Raw genomic sequence first — 24,256 nt, 5'->3', positions numbered from 1 at the left:
ATCGTTAACGACCATCGCGAGCAAGCTCGCTCCTACAAGGGAAATTCGCCAGACAACAAAAAGCCCCGACGAGTCGGGGCTTTGGATGACGCTGAAGGCTTACTCGCCGATGGCGGCCTTGTAGCCGGCGGCATCCAGCAGTTTTTCCAGGTCTGCAGCGTTGCTTGGCTTGATCTTGAAGATCCACGCGCCGTACGGGTCGCTGTTGAGCAGTTCCGGCGAAGCGCTCAAGTCTTCGTTGACCGCGATCACTTCACCGGCAATCGGGGAGTAGATGTCGGAAGCGGCTTTCACCGATTCAACGACACCGGCCTGATCTTCAGCGGCAAACACGTTGCCGACTTCAGTCAGCTCGACGAACACCACATCACCCAGCGCTTCCTGCGCGTGATCGCTGATGCCCACGGTGACGGTGCCATCGGCTTCCAGACGTGCCCATTCGTGACTTTCGGCAAAACGCAGGTCGGCAGGGATATCGCTCATGTTCTGTGTCCTCAGGAAATGGTCGGCGGTCATGTCCGCCAGAAAAGATTAGATCAAGGTTTTGCCGTGGCGTACGAAGGTCGGTTTGACCACCCGGACCGGGTACCACTTGCCACGGATTTCCACTTCAGCGCGGTCGGCTGTTGCCATCGGCACGCGCGCCAGTGCAATCGACTTGCTTAGCGTAGGAGAGAAACTACCACTGGTGATCTCCCCTTCGCCAACATCGGCGATGCGGACCACCTGATGAGCACGCAAAACACCACGCTCCTCAAGGACCAGACCGACCAGTTTGTGCTGTACGCCGGCGGCCTGCTCGGTTTCCAGCGCCTTGCGCCCGATGAACTGCCGGGCGGCAGGTTCCCAGGCAATGCTCCAGGCCATATTGGAGGCCAAGGGTGAAATATCCTGCTGGATGTCCTGACCGTAAAGGTTCATGCCGGCTTCGACCCGCAAGGTATCTCGCGCGCCGAGGCCGATGGGAGAAATCCCGGCTCCGACCAGATCGTTGAAAAAGCCTGGCGCCTGATCGGCCGGCAGAATGATTTCCAGGCCGTCTTCGCCGGTATAACCGGTGCGTGCGATGAACCAGTCACCATCGGACAGGCCTTCGAAAGGCTTGAGGAGCTGGATCAGGTTGCCGCGGGACTGACTGACCAGTTCGGCAATTTTCTGCCGGGCGTGGGGGCCCTGGATGGCCAGCATCGCCAACTCGGTACGCTCGCGAAGTTGCACATCGAAACCGTCGAGATGCGCTTGCATCCAGGCCATGTCCTGATCGCGGGTGGAGGCGTTGACCACCAGGCGATAACCCTCATCGAGACGGTAGACGATCATGTCGTCGACAATCCCGCCCTGCTCGTTGAGCATGGTGCTGTACAACGCACGGCCGGGGCTGTGCAGGCGTTCGACATCATTGGCCAGCAAATGCCGGAGCCAGGCTTTTGCCTGGGCGCCACCGACATCGATTACGGTCATGTGGGATACATCGAAGACACCGCAATCGCGGCGCACCTGATGGTGTTCCTCGACCTGCGATCCATAATGCAGAGGCATGTCCCAACCGCCAAAATCGACCATCTTCGCGCCGAGTGCGAGATGAAGGTCATACAGAGGCGTACGCTGTCCCATGGGTTTCTCCTTCCGGGCGTGGCGAAGGTGCGGGCTGGTGCTGCACGGACTGAATGCCTTGAAATAAAGGGCCTTCAACCGATTTCAGCTACCTGGTCTGTCAGACGGACCGCACCGAATGCCGCGCATTGTAGCCGCAAGGTGTAGGACTGACACCTAGCTGTTTCGATGTGCTGAGCGTCGGATCAATCCGATGACCGGTAACAGCCCGACCAGTACCAGAGTCAATGCCGGCAAAGACGCCCGCGCCCATTCGCCTTCGCTGGTCATTTCGAAGATTCGCACCGCCAGCGTGTCCCAGCCAAACGGGCGCATCAGCAAGGTTGCGGGCATTTCCTTGAGCACATCGACGAACACCAGCAGCGCGGCGCTCAACGTGCCGGGTAGCAATAATGGCAGATACACTTTGAAAAACAGTCGTGGCCCACTGACGCCAAGGCTACGTGCCGCTTCGGGCAAAGATGGCCGTATACGCGCCAGGCTGCTTTCCAGCGGTCCGTAAGCCACCGCAATGAAGCGCACCAGATAGGCCAGCAACAATGCCGACAGGCTGCCCAGCAGCAGCGGCTTGCCCGCGCCACCGAGCCAGCTCGAGAGCGGGATCACCAGTTCGCGGTCCAGGTAACTGAACGCGAGCATGATCGACACCGCCAGCACCGAACCGGGCAAGGCGTAGCCCAGGTTGGCCAGACTGACCCCGGAACGAATGATCCGGGTGGGCGCCAGTCGTCGGGCAAACGCCAGTAACAAGGCGACGCTGACGGTGATCAACGCCGCCATACCCCCAAGGTACAAGGTATGGACGATCAACCCGGTGTAGCGCTCGTCAAGATCGAAGCGCCCACGCAGCCAGAACCACACCACCAATTGCAGCATCGGGATAACGAAAGCACAGGCGAACACCAGGCAGCACCACGTCGTGGCCGCCAGTGCCTTGACGCCTCGCAGGTGATACAGCGCCTTGACCCGTGGTCGCTCGTTACTCGCCCGGTTCGCCCCACGGGCACGCCGTTCGCCGTAGAGAACGAGCATCACCACTAGCAGCAACAAGCTGGCCAGTTGCGCGGCGGACGACAGGCTGAAAAAACCGTACCAGGTCTTGTAGATGGCCGTGGTGAAGGTATCGAAGTTGAACACCGACACTGCGCCGAAGTCCGCCAGGGTTTCCATCAGTGCCAATGCCACGCCCGCACCGATGGCTGGCCGCGCCATGGGCAATGCCACCCGCCAGAACGCTTGCCAGGGCGATTGGCCAAGGACCCGCGCGGCTTCCATCAGGCCTTTGCCCTGGGCGAGGAAGGCGGTGCGCGCCAGCAGGTAAACATAGGGATAAAAGACCAGCACGAGCACGACGATCACGCCACCCGTGGAGCGCACGCGCGGCAGCCGCAGGCCACTGCCAAACCACTCGCGCAGCAAGGTTTGCACGGGCCCGGCAAAATCCAGCAGGCCAACGAAGACGAAGGCCAGCACATAGGCCGGGATCGCGAATGGCAGCATCAATGCCCAGTCCAGCCAGCGCCGACCGGGGAATTCGCAAAGGCTGGTAAGCCAGGCCAGGCTGACACCCAGGACTGTCACGCCGACACCGACGCCTAGCACCAGGGTCAGGGTATTGCCCAGCAAACGCGGCATCTGCGTGTCCCAGAGATGAGACCAGATCTGTTGATCGATAGTTTGCCAGGACAGCAGCAGCACGCTCAGGGGCAACAGGACCAGCGCAGCAATGGCGAAGACGACTGGATACCAGCGGCGTTGGGCGGGATGGGCCACAGGCTTGGTTCTCTACTATCTAATGGATGAGATCGACACTGGTAGGAGCGAGCGAGCTCGCGAAAAACGTCAACGATAACGCGGGAAGCCTGACGGTCCGCGGCGCCCTGACGTTCATCGCGAGCAAGCTCGCTCCTACAGCGTCAGGGGTGCGTAACGCAAAAACAAACGCCCCGCCTAGGCGGGGCGCAGCATAACAGCTGGCTCAGTTCCAGCCAGCCTTGTCCATCATGCGAATCGCCTCAGCCTGGCGCTTGCCGGCGATTTCCACAGGCAAGGTATCAGCAATGAACTTGCCCCATGCGGCGACTTCAGCCGATGGCTGCACGGCCGGATTCGCCGGGAACTCCTGGTTCACGTCGGCAAAGATTTTCTGCGCTTCAGGGGTGGTCATCCACTCCACCAGAGCCTTGGCCGCTTCTGGGTGTGGCGCGTGTTGTGTCAGGCCGATACCCGACAGGTTGATGTGTACGCCACGGTCAGCCTGGTTCGGCCAGAACAGTTTCACCGGCAGGTCTGGCTTCTGCTTGTGCAGGCGGCCGTAGTAGTAGGTGTTGACGATACCGACGTCGCACTGACCGGCGTTGATCGCTTCCAGCACGGCGGTGTCGTCGGAGAACACGTCGGTGGACAGGTTCCTGACCCAGCCCTTGAGGATTTCCTCGGTCTTCCCGGCGCCGTGCACTTCGATCATGGTCGCGGTCAGGGACTGGTTGTAGACCTTCTTCGCCGTGCGCAGGCACAGGCGGCCTTCCCATTGCTTGTCGGCCAGCGCTTCGTAGGTGGTCAGTTCACCCGGCTTCACCCGATCTGTGGAGTAGGCAATGGTCCGCGCCCGCAGGCTCAGGCCGGTCCAGGCGTGGGAGGCTGCCCGGTATTGCAGCGGAATATTGGTGTCGATGGTTTTCGAGGTGAACGGCTGGAGGATGCCCATCTGCTCGGCTTGCCAGAGGTTGCCGGCATCGACGGTGAGCAGCAGGTCGGCCGGCGTATTCGCGCCCTCGGCCTTGAGCCGCTGCATCAGCGGCGCTTCCTTGTCGGTGATGAACTTCACCTTCACGCCGGTCTTGGCGGTGTAGGCATCGAATACTGGCTTGATCAGCTCGTCGATTCGCGAGGAGTAGACCACCACTTCGTCAGCGGCCTGGGCGGCGGTGCTGCCGATCAGGGTCAAGGCCAGTGCAGTCAGTAGACGCTTCGGTGCCAACATGGGAGCGGTCTCTCGATTGAAAAATGAGGACAAATGATAAGGACTCACATTTAGCTTCTCAATCGAACCCGCTTGCGGAGGAGTTACCAGATGTTGCACAAGCTGGAATATTGGCTGGCTGAACTGCCGCCATCGCGAGCAAGCTCGCTCCCACAGGGTTCTCCAGCGTTCACACAAATTGCATTAACACCTGAATTCCTGTGGGAGCGAGCTTGCTCGCGATGGGGCCTTTAACCTCAACAAAAATCTCAGGCCTTGGCGAGTGCCGGTAAATCCCCGATCAACCCCAGCGCTTCACGCACGAACAACGCCTTGGCTTCCGGCATTTTCTCCACCACTTTCAACCCGGTATTACGCAACCAGCGCACCGGCAACGGATCGGCCTGGAACAACCGCTCGAAGCCTTCCATCGCCGCCATCAACGCCAGGTTGTGGGGCATGCGCCGACGCTCGTAACGGCTGAGGACTTTCACATCCGCCAGGCGTTCGCCACGTGTTGCCGCTTGCAGCAACACTTCGGCCAGCACGGCGGCATCGAGGAATCCGAGATTCACCCCCTGCCCGGCCAACGGGTGAATGGTGTGGGCCGCGTCGCCGATCAATGCCAGGCCTTCGGCCACATACCGCTTGGCATGCCGCTGACGCAGGGGCACACACAGGCGCGGATCGGCGCTCAGTACTTCGCCGAGCCGACCTTCAAAGGCCCGCTCCAATGCCTTGCAGAAACCTTGCTCATCCATCGCCATCAGACGTTCGGCTTCGCCGGGGGTGGTCGACCAGACGATCGAACACCAATCCTGTTGGCCGTTCCGCTCAAGGGGTAGAAACGCCAACGGGCCGGTGTCGGTGAAACGCTGCCAGGCCGTCATTTGATGCGGTTTGGCGCAACGCACGCTGGTGACGATGGCATGGTGCATATAATCCCATTCGCGGGTCGCCACTCCGGCCAGGCGTCGCACCGCCGAGTTGGCGCCATCTGCCGCGATCACCAGCGGCGCGCGCAGGGTGCGGCCATCGGCCAGGGTCAGCAGCCAGTCATCGCCGGAGCGGCGCATCTGCTCCAGGCGAGCATTGGCCAGCAACCCCAGGTCGCAATCGTGCAAGCGCTCGAGCAAGGCATCCTGGACCACGCGGTTCTCGACGATATGCCCCAGCACCTCGGCATGCACGCTGGGCGCCGAGAAGTGGATTTGCCCGGTGCCGCTGCCATCCCAGACCTGCATGTCGGTGTAGGGGCTGCTGCGCCGCCCGGCGATGCCGTCCCACACGCCCAGGCGCTCGAGAATCCGCTGGCTGGCGGCCGACAAGGCGCTCACCCGTGGCTCAAACGCTGCCTGAGCGTTGAACGGTTTGACGCTCATGGGGCTGCCGTCCAGCAGCAGGACTTCCAGCCCGCTGTCCTGCAACGCCAGCGCCAGGGCGCTACCGACCATTCCGGCCCCGACAATCAGTAGATCTGCGCGCATTTCCATGCTTTAAGCCTGTCTCTCTTGCGGCTTGAGCCGCTCGTAAAGGGTTTTCCCGACCCGCGCCACCAAGTGGCCGGCGCTGTCATGAATGTCGAACCTGCAAGGCAGGTATTTTATCAATCGCGCCTTGCCGAATCGGCGGATCAGCCAGTTACGCATCTGGACGCGTACCCAGCCCCATCGCCTGCCGGGCAAACCAGCGTTTGGCCGGTGGCAGAAGATCGAGGCCGAGCAAGCCGATGTTGCGCCCCAGGGACACCAGCGGCTGGGTACTGCCGAACAGGCGCGTAACCTGATCGGAGAAACCCACGGTGAGGTCCTGATCGAGACGCTGGTGTTCGCGATAGGCCTGCAACGTGGCGAAGTCGCCCAATGGTTTTTCACTGGCGAGCAAGGCATTGGCCAGGGCCTGAGCGTCGCGCAGGGACAGGTTGAATCCCTGGCCGGCAATCGGATGCAGGCTGTGCGCCGCGTTGCCGAGCACCGCCAGATGCGGGCGCACCTGTTCTTCGGCCTCGACCAGTGTCAGCGGATACAGATGCCGCGCACCCACCTGCTTCAATGTGCCAAGGCGATAACCGAACACACCCTGCAACTCGCTGAGGAAGCTGCGCTCGTCGAGGGCTGCCAGGCGTTGCGCGTCCATGCCCAGGCGGGTCCAGACCAATGCGCAGCGATTATCCGGAAGCGGCAGCAACGCCATCGGGCCTTCGTCGGTGAAGCGCTCGAAAGCCATGCCGTTGTGGGCTTCGCTCGGGGTGATGTTGGCGATCAGCGCGCTCTGGTTGTACGGACGCTTGCGGATGCCGATCCCAAGTTGCTCGCGCAGGCCAGAGCGGCCACCATCGGCGAGCACCGCGAGGTCGCATTCCAGGGTGGTTTCATCATTGAGGGTCAGGCGGTAGCCGTCGGTCAGCGGCTCCATGCGGGTGACTTCTGCCGGGCAGTGCCATCTGATCACGTCCTTGTCCAGGCCTTGCCACAGGCATTGGCCGAGCCAGGCGTTTTCAACGACATAACCCAGCGCTGGAACACCCTCTTCCATCGCCGACAACCGCGCCGTCGAGAATCGACCACGGTCGGAAACATGAATCTGCTTGATCGGCTCGGCTCGGCGCGAGACTTCCTGCCAGACACCCAACCGTTGATAGATTTGCCGCGAGCCGAAGGACAACGCCGAGGAGCGGGCATCGTAACTCGGTTGCCAGGTGTCGCCAGGAGCAAACGGTTCGATCAACACGATCTTCCAGCCTCGGGCCTTGGCCCCGGCCTGAAGCGCCAATGCCAGGCTTGCACCGACCAGCCCGCCACCGATGATTGCCAGATTGACTCGACTCATGCTGCCTGTGCCCGCGCGGCGGCCATCAGGGCCTCTATCTCGGCGACGGTTTTCGGCACGCCGCTCGTCAATATTTCACAGCCGGTTCTGGTGACCACTACGTCGTCCTCGATGCGCACGCCGATGCCGCGCCATTTCTTCGCAACATTCTGGTTGTCCGGGGCGATATAGATCCCCGGTTCCACGGTCAACGCCATGCCGACTTCCAGCACGCGCCACTCGCCGCCGACCTTGTATTCGCCGACGTCATGCACATCCATGCCCAGCCAATGGCCGGCGCGGTGCATGTAAAACGCCTTGTAGGCTTCGCTGGCGATCAGTTCGTCAACGTCACCACGCAGCAGACCCAGCTTGACCAGCCCGGCCGTGATGACCCGGACCGTGGCCTCGTGCGCCTGATTCCAGTGCTTGTTCGGGGCGATTTCGGCAAAGGCGGCTTCCTGGGAGGCCAGCACCAATTCGTAGATCGCTTTCTGTTCCGCTGAATATTTGCCGCTGACCGGAAAGGTCCGGGTGATGTCGCTGGCGTAGCAGTCGATCTCGCAACCGGCATCGATCAGCACCAGATCCCCGTCCTTGAGCAGCGCGTCATTCTGCTGGTAATGCAGGATGCAGCTGTTGCGCCCCGCCGCGACGATCGACCCGTAGGCCGGCATCTTCGCCCCGCCCTTGCGGAACTCGTAATCGAGCTCGGCTTCCAGGCTGAATTCGTGCAATCCGGCGCGACAGGCCTGCATTGCCCGTACATGCGCCTGGGCGGAAATCCGCGCCGCCTCGCGCATCACTTTCACTTCTGCCGCCGATTTATACAGGCGCATGTCGTGCAGCAGATGATCCAGGGCAACGAATTCGTTCGGCGGCTGGGCACCGAGGTTGGCCTTGGAGCGGATCACGTTGATCCACTCCATCAGGTGGCGATCGAATTCGGGGTTGCTGCCCATGGCCGAATATACCCGGTCACGGCCTTCGATCAGGCCCGGCAGGATGTCGTCGATATCAGTGATCGGAAAGGCATCGTCGGCACCGAAGTCGCGAATCGCGCCTTCCTGCCCGGCACGCAGGCCATCCCACAGCTCGCGCTCGGCATTGCGTTCGCGGCAGAACAGGATGTATTCGCCATGCACGCGCCCCGGCATCAACACCAATACGGCCTGGGGCTCGGGAAAGCCGCTGAGGTACTGGAAGTCACTGTCCTGGCGGTAGACGTGCTCGACGTCGCGGTTACGAATGGCCACCGCGGCGGCGGGCAGGATGGCGATGCTGTTGGGTTCCATCTGCGCCATCAGGGCCTTGCGGCGACGGCTGTATTCCGATTTCGGGATATGGATCATGGGCAGATGGCGTTCCCTGGCAAACGATTAGTGCAGCGACGGTTTGGCGGCGGCCGGTACGTCTTTTTTGGTCTCGGAGAACAGCAGCAGCGGTGCGACGCGCAGGTACTCCATGACTTCCATGTAGTCGTTTTCGCCGTCGTCGGACTCTTCCAGGGCATCCTGCACCTGGGAAATGGCCGCCAGATCCTGCAGCACCTCGGTGGCCTCGGTACTCAGGGCGCTGCTGTCACGGCAGTTCAGGCCGAAGCCGCTGAGGAAACCCTGGCACCACTGGCCCAGTGCGACGGCACGGTCGGTGAGGGGGGCGTCATCGGTCGGCAACAGCAGAACGACGGTCACGTCATCGCCCGTTAGCTCGCCCTTGACCATCTCTTGCAAGCCGATCAAGGCGTTGCGAACGTTGTCCTGCGGCTCGCTTTCGAGCAGTTCGGCGGCGTCGATCAACCACTCTTCGGCATTGAAACCGGCGCCGGCACAGCTGCGGCCGAGCAGCAGGCCATGCAGTTCGGCAGGCGAGACGTTATGACCGCTGGAAGTCAGCAGGGTGGCGAAGGCTTGGTACGGGGAATTCTGAATGGTCATGGGCAGCTAGGCGCCAGACGGCGCTATGTCTAGAATGAAGGCCTTGTATCCTACATCGACTACCCCTGTAGGAGCGAGCTTGCTCGCGATGGTCGTCAATGATAACGCTGGGTACCTGACACCCCGCGGCGTTCTCGGGTTCATCTCGAGCAAGCTCGCTCCTTCAGTCCGACACCCATCAGACAGTGAAGACAATGGAAGACACCGACCTGCAAGCGCTGATGGCCAGACTCGAACTGCTGATTACCCGAGTCGAGCAACTTAAGAGTCAAAACGGACTCTTACTAGCTCAGGAAAAGACCTGGCGCGAGGAACGCGCGCACCTCATTGAAAAAAACGAAATCGCCCGGCGTAAGGTCGAATCGATGATTTCGCGCCTCAAGGCCCTGGAGCAAGACTCATGAGTTCAAGCAATAGCGTCACCGTGCAGATCCTCGACAAAGAGTATTCGATCATCTGCCCACAGGAAGAGCGCAGTAATTTGATCAGCGCCGCCCGTTATCTGGACGGCAAGATGCGCGAGATCCGCAGCAGCGGCAAAGTCATCGGCGCCGACCGTATCGCCGTGATGGCCGCGCTGAACATCACCCACGACCTGTTGCACAAGGAAGAACGGCCGGATATCCAGGCCAGCGGCTCGACCCGCGAACAAGTGCGTGACCTGCTCGATCGCGTCGATCTGGCGCTCGCCACCGATCCGGATGTCACCAAAGGCTGATTCGCGCCGCCGCTTGCGGTATAATCCCCTCACTCCCTGGGGTGCTTGCCAGTTGGCGATGTCCCTGAGCCGATTTGCTATACCCTGGAGGTTGCACGTTGGGCTGGTGTGCATGTCCGCTAGACGGAAAGCCTTAAAGCCTACTGCATCTTCCACCTTGAACTTTCGGGTTCAAGGGCTAAGTCGACAGCGGCACATTCGGGGAGCCTGATTTCAGTCCAATGCCGGTTTTGATACCGGCATTGGCGTTTTTACGGGTACGCTTCACGTATCCGCATTGTTGAAGCCCGAATACATGACCGAACCTGCGCTGCTCCCCCGCCCGCAACTTCGACGCATGCTGCGCAAGGCCCGCCGCGCACTGACACCCAGTCAGCAACGCCAGGCCGCTCGCGGGCTGTACAAGCAATTGGCCCAGCAACCGCTGTTCCGCCGCGCCCGGCACATCTCCCTCTACCTGCCCACCGACGGTGAAATCGATCCGCGTCTGTTGCTGCGCGCCGCGCAACGCCGGGGCAAAGCCACCTATCTACCGGTGCTGAGCGCCTGGCCGCGAACCAAAATGGTGTTCCAGCGCATCCGTCCCGGGGAAAAACTCAAACCCAACCGCTTCCGTATTCTCGAACCACGGGCCAACCTCGCCCGACAGCGCAAGATCTGGGCGCTGGATCTGGTGCTGTTGCCATTGGTGGGTTTTGACGATGTCGGCGGACGCCTGGGAATGGGCGGTGGTTTCTACGACCGGAGCCTGGCCTACCTGGCGCGACGAAATGACTGGCGCAAGCCGACGCTGTTGGGGCTGGCCCATGAATGTCAGAAAGTGGCGCGATTGGCTCAGGCGAGCTGGGATGTGCCGCTGCAAGGAACGGTGACGGACAAGGCCTGGTATTACGCAGGCTAGGCGCCAGTTCGATCAGTGGCGCCGAGGCAACAGGATCAGCGCTTGAAGGCTGTCGACTGTTGCTGCAACTGGGCGAGCTCGACCGGCGCATCGGTCTTGTTGGCCCATAGGCTTTGGGCATAGCCAGTGGTCACGACGCCAAGGCCAAACAAAATGACCAAAATCCATAGTAAATCCGGTTTGCGTTTCATCGATTGCCCCCCAAAGGCACATCAACACGATGACAGCAGCGGTTTCCGTTTGTAGGCCGTGCAGCAGCGTCAAGCTTTAAAGGCCGGCATTTTGCGACAACGTGAACCGCTGCGCAAATGCTGACGTCAACCGACTGTCGGTTTGTCATAAAATCGCCAACAAGCTGCTCAATCACCACGCAAGGAGCAAAAGACATGGCCTATTGGCTGATGAAATCCGAGCCCGACGAACTCTCGATCAAAGGGCTGGAAAAGCTCGGCAAAGCGCGCTGGGACGGGGTTCGCAACTATCAGGCACGCAATTTCCTGCGGGCCATGGCGGTGGGGGATGAGTTCTTTTTCTATCATTCCAGCTGCCCCGAGCCGGGGATTGCCGGAATCGGCAAGATTGTCGAAGCTGCGTATCCGGACCCGACGGCGCTGGAGCCAGAGAGCCATTATTTTGACCCGAAGGCCACTCCGGAGAAAAACGCCTGGAGTGCGATCGATGTCGCGCATGTCGAGACGTTTGCCCGGGTGCTGAAACTGGATTATCTGAAACAGCAGACGGCGCTGGCCGAGTTGCCACTGGTGCAGAAAGGCTCGCGGTTATCGGTGATGCCGGTGACGCCGGAGCAATGGGCGACGGTGATTGCCTTAAAGCCTTGAGCCATTTGTCGCCTGGACTGGCGTCATCGCGAGCAAGCTCGCTCCCACAGGGGGCTGTGGTGGACATGTGATTGCGCTTCAACACCAATCCACTGTGGGAGCTTGCTCGCGATGACGCCAGCTCAAGCAATAGAAGTCTTACTGAATGATCAGGTTGTTGAACAACAAATCCTCAACCACCGGCTTACCGGTTTCATCGCTCATGATCTGCCGGGTTTGCTTCAGCGCTTCCTGACGCAGCTTTTCCTTGGCCTCGACGTTGTTCATCGTCTCGGTGGTCTGCTGGGCGAACAGTGCGACCAATTGATTGCGGATCAAGGGTTCATTGGCCTTCACCGCCTTGGCGGCCTCGTCACCGGTCACCCGCAACGCCACATCGGCCTTGTAGACCTTGAGTTTCGGCGTGCCGTCCAGCCCGTAGTTACCCACGAACGGCGGGCTCAGGGTGATGTAACTGACCTTCGGAGCTGCATCTTCTTTGGCTTCTTCGGCCACCGCTGCCACAGGCAGAGACAGGGCCAGCATCAACATGATCCACGCTTTCAAAATTCGCTCCTTATCCGGTTTGCGGCCTAGCATAACGACCCGCTGCGCAAGCACAAGCTTATGGCTGACTATCAGGGCCGGGCATGCTCGTTGACCCATCGACCCACACACCTACACTTATCGGCCATCACTCCCAAAGGAATAGCCCTGATGAAAGCCGTGCTGTGCAAAGCCTTCGGCCCTGCCGAATCGCTGGTGCTGGAAGACGTCGCCAGTCCTGTCGCGAAGAAGAATGAAATCCTGCTGGACGTGCACGCCGCCGGGGTGAACTTCCCCGACACGTTGATCATCGAAGGCAAATACCAGTTCAAGCCGCCCTTCCCGTTTTCGCCGGGTGGTGAAGCGGCTGGCGTGGTCAGCGCAGTGGGTGAAAAAGTCAGCCACTTGAAAGTCGGTGACCGGGTCATGGCCCTGACCGGCTGGGGCAGCTTTGCCGAGCAGGTCGCCGTGCCGAGCTACAACGCACTGCCGATCCCGCCATCGATGGACTTCAACACCGCCGCCGCCTTCAGCATGACCTACGGCACCTCGATGCATGCCCTCAAGCAACGCGGCAACCTGCAACCGGGTGAAACCCTGCTGGTACTGGGTGCTTCCGGCGGCGTCGGCCTGGCGGCGGTGGAAATCGGCAAAGCCATGGGCGCCCGGGTGATCGCGGCGGCCAGCAGCGCAGAGAAACTCGCCGTGGCCAAGGCCGCCGGCGCCGACGAACTGATCAACTACAGCGAAACCAGCCTGAAGGACGAAATCAAGCGTCTGACCGACGGCCAGGGTGCCGACGTGATCTACGACCCGGTCGGCGGCGACCTGTTCGACCAGGCCATCCGTGCCATCGCTTGGAACGGCCGCTTGCTGGTGGTCGGCTTCGCCAGCGGTCGCATTCCCGAATTGCCGGTCAACCTGGCCTTGCTTAAAGGTGCGGCAGTGCTCGGCGTGTTCTGGGGCTCGTTCGCCCAACGCCAGCCGCAGGACAACGCGGCGAACTTCCAGCAGTTGTTCGGCTGGTTTGCCGAAGGCAAGCTCAAGCCTCTGGTGTCCCAGGTGTATCCGCTGAGCAATGCGGCGCAGGCGATCAATGACCTTGGCCAGCGTAAAGCGGTGGGGAAAGTGGTGGTGCAGGTTCGCTGAATCTCTCTGCAAAAAAGCGCGGCCATGTAGCCGCGCTTTTATTGCCGTCAAAGCAACACCCGAATCTCCTCCGGCAAAAACCGCACATACCGACTCGCCGGATGTGCGCTACACCGCTGCACAATCGAACGGACGCTGGCATTGAGCTTGGCAATCAGAGCCAGACGTTTCTCTTCCGGCAATTGACTCGGTGAAAGCGAGTGGGTCAGGTAACTGCGGGTCCAGCTGAAAACCGGCAGGTCCACCCACGAGGAAGTGGCGATGCTCAACGATGCCCGTGCGATAGCACTGCATTTCAGCCGCTCCAGCTCCTTGTTGACGTGGAAGGGATGTTCGCTGTCTAGCCTGTATTCCATGGGTGCGACCACGAGGATTTGCGCAGGTTGATCCTTGGTAATTGTCCACGGCTTGAATCGCCATTGGTTGACTGCGGCCAATGACGCCTCTTCGAGTTCCGGATGTGCACTTTGCGCAATCACGGCATTACTGACTGATCCATCGGCCTTCACAGTCATGCTGACACGCACCATGCCAGTGACACCCGCCCGATGCAGCGCCTTCGGATAAATCGGCTTTGGGTTGTTCTCGGGTATCAGAAATACCTCCCCGGCCCTGATATCCGCAGAGACCAGCAACAAAATTCCAACCAACCACCACCGCATGTCCCTCTCCCTTTGTCTGCAACGCCAGACTTGGCAACAGCACAAAGGTTAAGGCGCCGGGCCATTCGACATAACGCCATGACTTCTGCTTTAAACGAAGGATCTTTCCTAAAGTCCTGCCCCATTCCGGGCAGATCAAATGCCCCAAACGAAAACAGGTAACGCTTCCTACAACGCCCTTCACTTACATCTGAGCGACATGTTCATAAAGGAATGCGCGACTTCCAACATTTCCGCTGTTTTGCCGATGAGAACCGGTGCTATTTTCGGTAACGAAACTGTAACATTCGTATCCGCAGTCAAAACAAGAAATCTGGAGCTCTTGAATGTTTGCTTTCTTTCGTCCTGCCGCACATCAGGCTCCATTGCCTGAAGAAAAAATAGACAGTACCTACCGACGCCTTCGCTGGCAGATTTTCGCCGGCATTTTCATTGGCTATGCCGGTTACTACCTGCTGCGCAAGAACTTCTCCCTGGCCATGCCGTACCTGATCGATGAGGGCTACTCCCGTGGCCAACTGGGTCTGGCGATGTCCGCCATCGCGATTGCCTACGGTCTGTCGAAGTTTCTCATGGGCCTGGTGTCCGACCGTTCCAACCCGCGCTTCTTCCTGCCATTCGGCCTTCTGGTGTCGGCTGGGGTGATGTTCATTTTCGGTTTCGCGCCCTGGGCGACGTCCAGCGTGACCATGATGTTCATTTTGCTGTTCATCAACGGCTGGGCGCAGGGCATGGGTTGGCCGCCGAGTGGCCGGACCATGGTGCACTGGTGGTCGCAGAAGGAACGTGGCGGCGTGGTGTCCGTCTGGAACGTGGCGCACAACGTCGGCGGTGGCCTGATCGGCCCGTTGTTCCTGATCGGCATGGGGCTGTTCAATGACTGGCACGCCGCGTTCTACGTACCGGCAGCCGTGGCGCTGGCAGTAGCGGTGTTTGCCTTTGTGACCATGCGCGACACCCCGCAATCGGTTGGCCTGCCGCCGATCGAGCAATACAAGAACGACTACCCGGAAGGCTACGACGCCAGCCACGAAGAGGAATTCAGCGCCAAGGAAATCTTCGTCAAATACGTGCTGCGCAACAAAATGCTCTGGTACATCGCCTTGGCCAACGTCTTTGTCTATCTGCTGCGTTACGGCGTGCTGGACTGGGCACCGACTTACCTCAAGGAAGCCAAGGGTTTCACTGTGGATAAAACCTCGTGGGCGTACTTCTTCTACGAGTGGGCAGGTATCCCGGGCACGCTGCTGTGCGGCTGGATGTCGGACAAGATCTTCCGTGGCAACCGTGGCCTGACCGGCATGGTGTTCATGGCGTTGGTGACGGTCGCGACGCTGGTTTACTGGCTCAACCCGGCCGGCAATCCGATGGTCGACATGATCGCGCTGCTTTCCATTGGCTTCCTGATCTACGGCCCGGTGATGCTGATCGGCCTGCAGGCGCTGGAACTGGCACCGAAGAAAGCTGCCGGTACGGCGGCGGGCTTTACCGGTCTGTTCGGTTACTTGGGCGGGTCGGTCGCGGCCAGTGCAGCGATGGGCTACACCGTGGACCATTTCGGTTGGGACGGCGGTTTCGTGCTGCTGGTCGGTGCCTGCCTGTTGGCGATGGCCTTCCTGGCCCCGACACTACGGCACAAACAAATCGCCAGTCAGGGCCGCGAAGCACTCGCTTGATCGGCCTTTGATTTACAGCGCTTGAGCCGCGCCTCCAGATTCCGGTCTGGCATGGCGTGGCTGCGCAGGGCGTGCGCGGTCTGCTCGACATAATCGCGAGTGGTACCGTAGCGCCCGCAAGCGTTTTCGAACACATGGCTCAGCACATGGTCCGGCAAGTTGCCGGCATAGCTGGGCAGGTGTCGTTCCAGCACAAAACCCAATGCCTGAACCTGGCTGCCATCGTCGAGGCGGCAGTTGAGCCAGTGCGGGCGGTAGGAAGGGAAAGGCATCTCGCGCTGCCAAAGTGCGTAGAGCGAGGCTTCGAGTTGCTCTTCGGGCAAGCGATAGGCGAAACCGCTGCAAGAACCGCCGCGATCCAGGCCAAACACCAGGCCGGGCATTTCCGGGGTGCCGCGATGTTCGTGGGACCACAGGTACAACCCGCGATGGTAGCCATGCACCCGGCCGCGAACCCGCTCAACCGCCGTGCATTCAGGGCGCCAGATCAGCGAGCCATACGCAAACAGCCACACCGGCCCGCCCTTGTGGCGCGCCATGGTCGATTGCATCGAGCTGAGCAGTTGTTCGTGAGTGAGCTGCGGCCCCAGATCGAGCCGCGGAGGGTAAGCCAGATTCAAAAAAGCAGATTCAATGGCGCTCATGGCGAATAGCGTTCAGCTCCCCGCGGGTGAAGAATTACTTAATAGAACGCACGGCTGTAACAATAAGGCACATAAGTTTTAAGGCAATTTAAATGCCATGGCACAGTTCTTAATGAATTGCCTGGACAACATATAACCTACCGATATTTATAAAAATTTATAAATGCCGATTGGCTATATGTGGAGATATATACCTGTAGGAGCGAGCTTGCTCGCGATGGAGTCAAGAACGCTGCGGGCAGCCTGACTTCCCGCGTAATCGTTAACGACCATCGCGAGCAAGCTCGCTCCTACAGGGTGTGCAGCATCAGGATCTAGGTGCGTAGGCAAATACGTCGGCACGCATCTGGTGGGCATCCATTCCCGCTTCCACCAGAGCATCCAGCGTGCCGTAGACCATGGCCGGAGAGCCACTGGCGTACACGTGTAGCGGCTTGAGGTCAGGGAAGTCTTCACAGACCGCTTCATGCAACATGCCGCACCGCCCTTCCCAACCGCATTGATCGCTGACGACCTTGTGCAGGAACAGGTTGGGCAACTTCAGCCATTCGTCCCAATGCTCGATCTGATAAAAATCTTCAGGACGACGCACGCCCCAATACAGATGCACCGGGTGCTTGAAACCCGAGGCCCGGCAATGCTCGATCAGACTGTGGATCTGGCCCATGCCGGTACCCGCGGCGATCAGCACGAGAGAACCTTCCGGCAACTCCTCCAGGTGGGTATCGCCGAACGGCAATTCGACCCGCACCATACTGTTGCGCTGGAGCTGTTCGATCAGGCTCAGCGCACTGGATTCGCGCGCCAGTACGTGGATTTCCAGGTCGCGTCCCGCATGCGGTGCCGAGGCGAGGGAGAATGCGGACTTTTCGCCGTTCTCCCGTTCGATCATCAGGTACTGGCCAGCGTGGTAGCGCGGCGGTTTGCCGGCCGGAGCCCGCAGACGCACGCGCCAGGTGTCGCCGCCCACCTCCTTGCACTCAATGACCTGACACGACACGCTGCGCACCGGCAGTTCTCCCAGCGCGAGCACGCCATCCCACAGCACGATGCAGTCTTCCAGCGGCTCCGCTATGCAAGTGTAGAACTCGCCATGGTCACGCACATTGCCAGCCTGCTCGACCCGGCCTTCTACCAGCAGCGCCGCGCAGACGTGGCAATTGCCGTTGCGGCAGCTTTGCGGGCATTCGTAGCCCAGACGTCGTGCGCCATCGAGAATCCGCTCGCCGGGCAATATCTCAAGTACTGCTCCGGAGGGCTGCAAGGTTACACGCATCAATCTATTCCTAACTGATTCCAGATGGCATCGATCCGCTGGGTCACGGCATCGTCCTTGACGATGACCCGGCCCCATTCGCGAGTAGTTTCGCCCGGCCATTTATGCGTGGCATCGAGGCCCATTTTCGACCCCAGGCCGGAAACCGGCGAGGCGAAGTCGAGGTAGTCGATCGGCGTGTTATCGATCATCACGGTGTCGCGCTTGGGGTCCATGCGCGTGGTGATGGCCCAGATCACGTCGTTCCAGTCCCGAGCGTTGATATCGTCGTCGGTGACGATAACGAACTTGGTGTACATGAACTGTCGCAAAAACGACCAGACACCCAGCATTACCCGCTTGGCGTGGCCCGGATACGACTTTTTCATGGTCACGATGGCCATGCGGTACGAGCAACCTTCCGGCGGCAGGTAGAAATCGGTGATCTCCGGGAACTGCTTCTGCAGGATCGGCACGAACACTTCGTTCAATGCCACGCCGAGGATCGCCGGCTCATCCGGCGGACGGCCGGTGTAGGTACTGTGGTAGATCGGCTTGATCCGATGGGTAATGCGCTCGACGGTGAACACCGGGAAGCTGTCGACTTCGTTGTAGTAACCGGTGTGGTCGCCGTATGGGCCTTCATCGGCCATCTCGCCCGGATGGATCACGCCTTCGAGGATGATTTCGGCGGTGGCCGGCACTTGCAGGTCGTTGTCGCGACACTTCACCAACTCAGTGCGGTTACCGCGCAAGAGGCCTGCGAAGGCGTATTCGGAAAGGCTGTCGGGCACCGGGGTCACGGCACCGAGGATGGTCGCCGGGTCAGCGCCCAGGGCCACGGAAACCGGGAACGGCTGGCCCGGATGCTTTTCGCACCACTCGCGGTAATCCAGCGCGCCGCCACGGTGGCTCAGCCAGCGCATGATGACCTTGTTGCGACCGATCACTTGCTGACGGTAGATACCGAGGTTCTGGCGATCCTTGTTCGGGCCTTTGGTGACGGTCAGGCCCCAGGTGATCAGCGGACCGACGTCGCCCGGCCAGCAGGTTTGCACCGGCAGCATGGCCAGGTCGACGTCGTCGCCTTCGATGACCACTTCCTGGCACACCGCGTCCTTGACGACTTTCGGCGCCATCGAAATGATCTTGCGGAAGATCGGCAGCTTGGACCAGGCATCCTTCAGGCCTTTGGGCGGCTCGGGTTCCTTTAGGAACGCCAGCAGCTTGCCGATCTCGCGCAGCTCGCTGACCGACTCGGCACCCATGCCCATGGCGACCCGCTCGGGGGTACCGAACAGGTTGCCGAGCACCGGGATGTCATAGCCTGTCGGCTTTTCGAACAACAGCGCCGGGCCTTTGGCACGCAGCGTGCGATCACACACCTCGGTCATCTCCAGCACTGGAGAGACGGGGATCTGGATGCGTTTCAACTCTCCGCGCTGCTCAAGCTGCTGCACGAAATCCCGAAGATCCTTGAATTTCATTGATGATGGCACCCGAAAAATAGGCGTACATCCTACCTGCTCTGCCGGCCGCTGGCAGCTTATCGCTGCTTATCTGGATGCATTCACCTGCGGTTTCCCCGGGTTTGCCCTGGCTTGCAGGCTGACAAACAGCGGTTCGAGGATCGGCGCCACGAACCGCGCACCGACTTCCGAGAGGTGATTGTCATCGGTGTACAACGAGTAGCCGCCGCGTTCGGCGCGGCACAGGCCGCTGGCATCACACAGTCTTGGCGCCGGGTCCACCACCTGTACCGCCGGGTCCTGCGCCAGTTGTGCGAACAATTGGCTGATGAATGCCTGGCGCTTGTGATGCTCTGCGAGCGCCAGCCCGACATCGTCGACCGGACGGGCCAGCATTGCCAGACGGGTGAGGCGATACGGTGGGCTGAAGGCCTGCAACGGCGCCTCTTTTACCAGCCAGACCCGATGCCCGCCGGCACGCAATTGCGCGACTCGGGTACGCAAGCCATCGGCCAGACGTTGTTCGGCAATTGCGCGGTCGTAATGCCCGTCAGGGCTTTTCAGAACGTGGCCCAGATCACCTTTGGCATCGCCGTAGAGGTATAGGCTCCAGTGCGCAACCAGCACCACATCGCTGACAGCTTGCGGCTTCAGGGCCTGCTCAACGCGTTGATTGAACCGCGCACAACGCGCATCGTGCTCCAGGCCTTCGACAGGCAAACAGCCAGCAGAACTGGCGAGCATCACATTGACGCCATGGGCCTTGGCACCCTCGTCGAAAACCGGAATCAACGCCGTGGCATGGCTATCGCCCCAGACAAGCGCTGGGGGCAGGCGGTTTTGCGCGCCATAACGGCAGAACAACTTGTCATCCGGCGTCTTGTCATCGGCCAGGCAGGCCATCAGCTCTGGCCGCCATTCGCGACCCTTGGCGTATTGCAGGGCCTGGTCAGACAGACGCCATGGCAAGCCGTCGGTCCATCGCAAGGCTTGTCCGGCCAGGCCGAGCACCAGGACGCCGCAGGCGCCAGCGAGCAGAATCTGCCGGCGCCCGGCGAGCAGGCGACGCTCACGAAACGGGGTTTCGACGAATTTCCAAGACAGATAACCCAGCAACAGCGTCAGTAAAATCAACCCGGCACTGTCGAAAACACTCGTTTCACCGACGCTGGCATAGCTGGAGAATACGAACACCGGCCAGTGCCACAGGTACCAGGAATATGAAATCAGACCGAGGCCGACAATTATCCGACTGCTCAAAAACTGACCAACCCAGGTTTCACGATGACCGTTGGCCAGAATCAGCAGCACCACACCTGACACCGGCAGCAACGCCGCGACACCCGGGAATGGCGTGGCCTTGTCATAACCGAACACCGCCAACAGGATCAGCAACATACCGAGCAGACTCAGCCACTGCGCTGCCATCGGCTTGAGACGCCATGCAGACTTGGGCGCTACCGCCAGCATCGCACCGGCCAATAGCTCCCACGCACGCATAGGCAACAGGAAGAAAGCTTTTTCCGGATGATGGGCGACAGCCCACACGCTCAAACCAAAGGACAGCAGCAATACGCTGAACAGTGCCAGTCGCCAATACTTGAGACGGCTCGACAGCAGTGTCAGCAGCAACGGGAAGACGATGTAAAACTGCTCCTCCACCGCCAGCGACCAGGTGTGCAGCAGAGGCTTGAGATCGGAGGCGACATCGAAATAGCCGTCCTGGCGCATGAACAGGATGTTGGAGACGAACATCACCTGGTAACGCACCGATCGCCCAAGCTCTTCGTAATCCTTCGGTGCCAGCAAAAACCAGCCGACCGCCAGCACCGCAATGATCATCGCGAACAACGCCGGCAAAATCCGCCGCGCACGCCGGGCCCAGAAATCGACGAAGCTGAATTGCCCGGCCTGGCGCTGATTCCAGATGATCGACGTGATCAGGTAACCGGAAATCACGAAAAACACGTCCACGCCGACAAAGCCGCCGGTAAACCCAGGAACGCCAAAGTGAAACAGCACGACGGCGATCACCGCCACTGCGCGCAAGCCGTCGATATCCCTTCGATAAGCCAGTGAGCTCATAAGCATTAAACCAGTCAGATCGTTATTTTCAGCGCGCTTGAGCATCGCCCCCGGAGATGACTGCAAACGCGGCTGGTTGAAGTGCTAACCAACTGACCTTGGCCAATCAAAAACCTCCCATGGCCCAGGCAAAAAAAAGGCGCCCCACCGGGGCGCCATTCTCTTGAACTCAACGGGCGATGTTACTTGCGCTTCATCGACAGGAAGAATTCGTCGTTGGTCTTGGTCGTTTTCAGCTTGTCGACCAGGAACTCGATGGCAGCAATTTCATCCATCGGGTGCAGCAGTTTGCGCAGAATCCACATGCGCTGCAGTTCGTCGTCGGCGGTCAGCAACTCTTCGCGGCGGGTGCCGGAACGATTGATGTTGATGGCCGGGAACACGCGTTTTTCAGCGATGCGGCGATCCAGAGGCAGCTCCATGTTGCCGGTGCCTTTGAATTCCTCGTAGATCACTTCGTCCATCTTCGAGCCGGTTTCAACCAGCGCCGTGGCGATGATGGTCAGCGAGCCGCCTTCTTCGATGTTCCGCGCGGCGCCGAAGAAACGCTTCGGCTTCTCCAGGGCGTGGGCATCGACACCACCAGTCAGTACCTTGCCGGAGCTCGGGATCACGGTGTTGTAGGCGCGAGCCAGACGAGTGATGGAGTCGAGCAGGATCACCACGTCTTTCTTGTGCTCGACCAGGCGCTTGGCCTTCTCGATCACCATTTCGGCAACCTGCACGTGACGGGTTGGCGGCTCGTCGAACGTCGAGGCAACCACTTCACCGCGCACGGTGCGCTGCATTTCGGTTACTTCTTCCGGACGTTCGTCGATCAGCAGCACGATCAGGTGAACTTCAGGGTTGTTACGCGCGATGTTCGCGGCAATGTTCTGCAGCATGATCGTCTTGCCGGCTTTCGGCGGTGCAACGATCAGACCGCGCTGGCCTTTACCGATCGGGGCGCACAGGTCGATGACACGACCGGTCAAGTCTTCGGTGGAACCGTTACCGGCTTCCATCTTCATGCGCACGGTCGGGAACAGCGGGGTCAGGTTCTCGAAGAGAATCTTGTTCTTCGCGTTTTCCGGACGGTCGAAGTTGATCGTGTCGACCTTGAGCAGCGCGAAATAACGCTCGCCTTCCTTTGGAGGGCGGATCTTGCCAACGATGGTGTCACCGGTGCGCAAGTTGAAACGGCGGATCTGGCTCGGCGAGACGTAGATATCGTCTGGACCTGCGAGATAGGAAGCGTCAGCGGAGCGCAGGAAGCCGAAGCCGTCCTGGAGAATCTCCAGCACGCCATCACCGGAGATTTCCTCACCGCTTTTCGCGTGCTTCTTGAGCAGGGAGAAAATCACGTCCTGCTTGCGCGAACGGGCCATATTTTCTATGCCCATCTGTTCGGCCAATTCGAGCAGTTCGGTAATCGGCTTTTGCTTGAGTTCAGTCAGATTCATATAGGAATGACGTAATCATTTATGGAGGGGGGAAATTAAGCTTTTGGCTTAATGAGGCCGCGCCGCGGAGAAGGCGACAGGATCGCGTACTTATTCGAAAAGGAGTGCGTCGGCGACGGCTAGCAGGGGGCAATGGAGAAACCAGTGCGGGGCCGAATGTACCACCTGAGTTTAGGAGCGTCTAGCCCTGAATACGCAAAAAGCCCCGCTATTTGCGGGGCTTTTTCAGGACACTTTGCAACGACGCTTAGATGTTGGCGTCGAGGAAGGCAGCCAGTTGCGACTTCGACAGTGCGCCGACCTTGGTCGCTTCAACGTTGCCGTTCTTGAACAGCATCAGGGTCGGGATACCGCGCACGCCGTGCTTGGCCGGGGTTTCCTGGTTTTCATCGATGTTCAGCTTGGCAACGGTCAGCTTGCCTTTGTAAGTCTCGGCAATCTCGTCCAGAACAGGAGCGATCATTTTGCAAGGGCCGCACCATTCAGCCCAGTAATCGACCAGTACAGCGCCTTCGGCCTTGAGTACGTCGGCCTCGAAGCTAGCGTCGCTAACGTGTTTGATAAGATCGCTGCTCATGGAATTCTCCAGGTTGTAAGCAAAAAAACGTGGCCCATCATAGCGGTCCTTCCCCCGTTCAGGAAGGTGCAGATGATTGAGTCTCGCTATGGTGATCCATGAGTTTGGGTATAGCTCAGGTCATGAAGTGGCGGGAGCGATGAACGCAATTCCGGTGCGCAACGCGGCGTTACGTACGTGCTCTTGCATGGCCTTTTGCGCGGCGCCAGACGCTCGGCGAGCCAGCGCACGAAGGATTTTGCGGTGTTCCTGCCAGGTTTCCATGGCCCGCTCGACCCGGATGAACGGTAGCTTCTGGCTTTCCAGGAAGATGTCGGCGCTGGCGGTCAGGATGCTCAGCATCGCCTGATTGCCGCTGGCCAGCAGGATGCGGCGGTGGAATTCGAAATCCAGGCGGGCCGCGGCTTCGAAGTCGCCGGACTTCAGCTCATTGCGCATGGCGGCGACATTGTCTTCCAGCGCATCGAGTTCGTCGGTGCTCAAGGTTACGGCCGCCAACCCCGCAGCAAAACCTTCCAGCGCATAGCGCAACTGAAAGATATCCAACGGCGAAGCCTTCGCCGCGAACGGCCAGCCAGGCGCCGCATCGCCCCGCGGTAGCTCCACGGGCGATTGCACGAATACGCCTTTGCCCGGCTGGATACTGATGACCCCCAGCGCACTCAGCGATGACAACGCCTCGCGCAACGACGCCCGACTGACTCCCAATTGCACCGCCAGGTCCCGTTGCGAGGGCAAGGCATCCCCCGGCCCGAAGCCCTGTTCGGTAATCAGTTTGCGGATGGCTTGCAGCGCCACTTCAGGTACGGCGCGGGAGATCGAGTTCATGGTTTTCCAGACGAACCAGCCAATGTGCGCTCAGTTGTAAAGCTATTCGCGACGTCCGGCAAGTCGTGCCCCATGGGGGTTCGGAGATTTTCACGGCTGCGCCATCGGGGTGCGAAAAGCAACCTGACTGTTCAGACCAGTAAGACCGTGCGACGCCAGTAAAAC

24 protein-coding genes, 1 other RNA gene and 1 pseudogene are annotated in these 24,256 nt (G+C 60.1%); 7 read left to right on the top strand and 19 right to left on the bottom strand.

Annotated elements, in window-relative coordinates; all coding sequences use genetic code 11:
- Positions 1 to 99: 99 nt before the first annotated feature.
- The 9 genes and pseudogenes from gcvH to KW840_RS05800 all read right to left on the bottom strand — a co-directional run bounded on the left by gcvH (position 100) and on the right by KW840_RS05800 (position 9,321).
- On the bottom strand, positions 100 to 483 hold the full coding sequence (gcvH, locus tag KW840_RS05835; protein WP_057712829.1) for a glycine cleavage system protein GcvH: 384 nt from the start codon (positions 481 to 483) through the stop codon (positions 100 to 102).
- A gap of 48 nt (positions 484 to 531) precedes the next feature.
- Positions 532 to 1,614 (bottom strand): glycine cleavage system aminomethyltransferase GcvT, encoded by a 1,083-nt coding sequence (gene gcvT / locus KW840_RS05830; RefSeq protein ID WP_057712828.1) that lies wholly within the window; start codon positions 1,612 to 1,614, stop codon positions 532 to 534.
- A 156-nt stretch (positions 1,615 to 1,770) separates the two neighbouring features.
- On the bottom strand, positions 1,771 to 3,387 hold the full coding sequence (locus tag KW840_RS05825) for an iron ABC transporter permease (protein WP_218494659.1): 1,617 nt from the start codon (positions 3,385 to 3,387) through the stop codon (positions 1,771 to 1,773).
- 205 nt (positions 3,388 to 3,592) lie between these two features.
- Positions 3,593 to 4,597 carry an extracellular solute-binding protein gene (locus KW840_RS05820; RefSeq protein WP_057712826.1) on the bottom strand — a complete coding sequence of 335 codons (1,005 nt, stop codon included), beginning with the start codon at positions 4,595 to 4,597 and terminating at the stop codon, positions 3,593 to 3,595.
- 248 nt (positions 4,598 to 4,845) lie between these two features.
- Positions 4,846 to 6,063, bottom strand: coding sequence for a 2-octaprenyl-3-methyl-6-methoxy-1,4-benzoquinol hydroxylase (locus KW840_RS05815; RefSeq protein ID WP_218494816.1), 1,218 nt, complete (start codon positions 6,061 to 6,063; stop codon positions 4,846 to 4,848).
- 9 nt (positions 6,064 to 6,072) lie between these two features.
- Positions 6,073 to 6,180, bottom strand: a pseudogene (locus tag KW840_RS28440) (tetrameric acyl-CoA thioesterase); the annotation flags it as partial.
- Between the two features lie 37 nt (positions 6,181 to 6,217).
- Positions 6,218 to 7,405, bottom strand: coding sequence for a 2-octaprenyl-6-methoxyphenyl hydroxylase (gene ubiH / locus KW840_RS05810; protein WP_150813740.1), 1,188 nt, complete (start codon positions 7,403 to 7,405; stop codon positions 6,218 to 6,220).
- Complete coding sequence (pepP, locus tag KW840_RS05805; RefSeq protein WP_218494658.1) at positions 7,402 to 8,736, bottom strand: Xaa-Pro aminopeptidase; 1,335 nt, start codon at positions 8,734 to 8,736, stop codon at positions 7,402 to 7,404. The genes ubiH and pepP overlap by 4 nt, the downstream gene beginning before the upstream one ends.
- A gap of 27 nt (positions 8,737 to 8,763) precedes the next feature.
- On the bottom strand, positions 8,764 to 9,321 hold the full coding sequence (locus tag KW840_RS05800; protein WP_057712822.1) for a YecA family protein: 558 nt from the start codon (positions 9,319 to 9,321) through the stop codon (positions 8,764 to 8,766).
- A 194-nt stretch (positions 9,322 to 9,515) separates the two neighbouring features.
- On the opposite strand from KW840_RS05800, the gene KW840_RS05795 reads away from it, so the two are divergent.
- From KW840_RS05795 to KW840_RS05780, 4 genes are all read left to right on the top strand, one after another.
- The gene (locus KW840_RS05795) at positions 9,516 to 9,725 is read left to right on the top strand and encodes a TIGR02449 family protein (protein ID WP_007982902.1); all 210 of its coding nucleotides are present in this window, start codon (positions 9,516 to 9,518) and stop codon (positions 9,723 to 9,725) included.
- Positions 9,722 to 10,039, top strand: coding sequence for a cell division protein ZapA (locus tag KW840_RS05790; RefSeq protein WP_057712821.1), 318 nt, complete (start codon positions 9,722 to 9,724; stop codon positions 10,037 to 10,039). Before KW840_RS05795 ends, KW840_RS05790 begins: the two co-directional genes overlap by 4 nt.
- A 30-nt stretch (positions 10,040 to 10,069) precedes the next feature.
- Positions 10,070 to 10,248, top strand: a non-coding RNA gene (ssrS, locus tag KW840_RS05785) — 6S RNA.
- 86 nt (positions 10,249 to 10,334) lie between these two features.
- Positions 10,335 to 10,940: a 5-formyltetrahydrofolate cyclo-ligase gene (locus KW840_RS05780; RefSeq protein ID WP_008048703.1), complete on the top strand. Its 606-nt coding sequence runs from the start codon at positions 10,335 to 10,337 to the stop codon at positions 10,938 to 10,940.
- Positions 10,941 to 10,975: 35 nt separating this feature from the next.
- On the opposite strand, the gene KW840_RS05775 is transcribed toward KW840_RS05780, so the two are convergent.
- Entirely contained in the window at positions 10,976 to 11,131 is a 156-nt protein-coding gene (locus KW840_RS05775) for a hypothetical protein (protein WP_007982896.1), read from the bottom strand.
- Between the two features lie 195 nt (positions 11,132 to 11,326).
- On the opposite strand from KW840_RS05775, the gene KW840_RS05770 reads away from it, so the two are divergent.
- Positions 11,327 to 11,779: an EVE domain-containing protein gene (locus tag KW840_RS05770; protein WP_218494657.1), complete on the top strand. Its 453-nt coding sequence runs from the start codon at positions 11,327 to 11,329 to the stop codon at positions 11,777 to 11,779.
- 138 nt (positions 11,780 to 11,917) lie between these two features.
- Here the strand turns inward: KW840_RS05770 and KW840_RS05765 are convergent, their stop codons facing one another.
- The gene (locus tag KW840_RS05765) at positions 11,918 to 12,325 is read right to left on the bottom strand and encodes a flagellar basal body-associated protein FliL (RefSeq protein ID WP_218494656.1); all 408 of its coding nucleotides are present in this window, start codon (positions 12,323 to 12,325) and stop codon (positions 11,918 to 11,920) included.
- A gap of 150 nt (positions 12,326 to 12,475) precedes the next feature.
- Between KW840_RS05765 and KW840_RS05760 the strand changes: the two genes are divergently transcribed.
- On the top strand, positions 12,476 to 13,453 hold the full coding sequence (locus tag KW840_RS05760) for an NADPH:quinone oxidoreductase family protein (RefSeq protein ID WP_218494655.1): 978 nt from the start codon (positions 12,476 to 12,478) through the stop codon (positions 13,451 to 13,453).
- A gap of 47 nt (positions 13,454 to 13,500) precedes the next feature.
- Here the strand turns inward: KW840_RS05760 and KW840_RS05755 are convergent, their stop codons facing one another.
- The gene (locus tag KW840_RS05755) at positions 13,501 to 14,115 is read right to left on the bottom strand and encodes an energy transducer TonB (RefSeq protein WP_218494654.1); all 615 of its coding nucleotides are present in this window, start codon (positions 14,113 to 14,115) and stop codon (positions 13,501 to 13,503) included.
- 326 nt (positions 14,116 to 14,441) lie between these two features.
- On the opposite strand from KW840_RS05755, the gene glpT reads away from it, so the two are divergent.
- Entirely contained in the window at positions 14,442 to 15,791 is a 1,350-nt protein-coding gene (gene glpT, locus KW840_RS05750; RefSeq protein WP_008048696.1) for a glycerol-3-phosphate transporter, read from the top strand.
- On the opposite strand, the gene KW840_RS05745 is transcribed toward glpT, so the two are convergent.
- The 7 genes from KW840_RS05745 to KW840_RS05715 form a co-directional block, all read right to left on the bottom strand.
- A complete protein-coding gene (locus KW840_RS05745) occupies positions 15,767 to 16,435 on the bottom strand; it encodes a gamma-glutamylcyclotransferase (RefSeq protein WP_090452075.1) in 669 nt (222 codons plus the stop codon). The genes glpT and KW840_RS05745 overlap by 25 nt on opposite strands.
- Positions 16,436 to 16,742: 307 nt before the next feature.
- Complete coding sequence (locus KW840_RS05740; protein WP_090452076.1) at positions 16,743 to 17,711, bottom strand: CDP-6-deoxy-delta-3,4-glucoseen reductase; 969 nt, start codon at positions 17,709 to 17,711, stop codon at positions 16,743 to 16,745.
- A complete protein-coding gene (gene ubiD, locus KW840_RS05735; RefSeq protein ID WP_218494653.1) occupies positions 17,711 to 19,177 on the bottom strand; it encodes a 4-hydroxy-3-polyprenylbenzoate decarboxylase in 1,467 nt (488 codons plus the stop codon). The genes KW840_RS05740 and ubiD overlap by 1 nt, the downstream gene beginning before the upstream one ends.
- Positions 19,178 to 19,246: 69 nt before the next feature.
- Positions 19,247 to 21,244, bottom strand: coding sequence for an acyltransferase family protein (locus KW840_RS05730; RefSeq protein WP_218494652.1), 1,998 nt, complete (start codon positions 21,242 to 21,244; stop codon positions 19,247 to 19,249).
- Between the two features lie 182 nt (positions 21,245 to 21,426).
- Entirely contained in the window at positions 21,427 to 22,686 is a 1,260-nt protein-coding gene (gene rho / locus KW840_RS05725) for a transcription termination factor Rho (RefSeq protein ID WP_057712815.1), read from the bottom strand.
- A gap of 247 nt (positions 22,687 to 22,933) precedes the next feature.
- Positions 22,934 to 23,263 (bottom strand): thioredoxin TrxA, encoded by a 330-nt coding sequence (gene trxA, locus KW840_RS05720; RefSeq protein WP_003206727.1) that lies wholly within the window; start codon positions 23,261 to 23,263, stop codon positions 22,934 to 22,936.
- Between the two features lie 120 nt (positions 23,264 to 23,383).
- A complete protein-coding gene (locus KW840_RS05715) occupies positions 23,384 to 24,091 on the bottom strand; it encodes a FadR/GntR family transcriptional regulator (protein WP_218494651.1) in 708 nt (235 codons plus the stop codon).
- Between the last annotated feature and the right edge of the window lie 165 nt (positions 24,092 to 24,256).

The sequence above is a fragment of the Pseudomonas sp. PDM30 genome (assembly GCF_019218985.1).
GTDB classification, from domain to species: Bacteria; Pseudomonadota; Gammaproteobacteria; order Pseudomonadales; family Pseudomonadaceae; genus Aquipseudomonas; species Aquipseudomonas jessenii.
The sequence above is the reverse complement of the archived record's forward strand: the minus strand, read 5'-3'. Positions and strand labels throughout refer to the sequence as shown.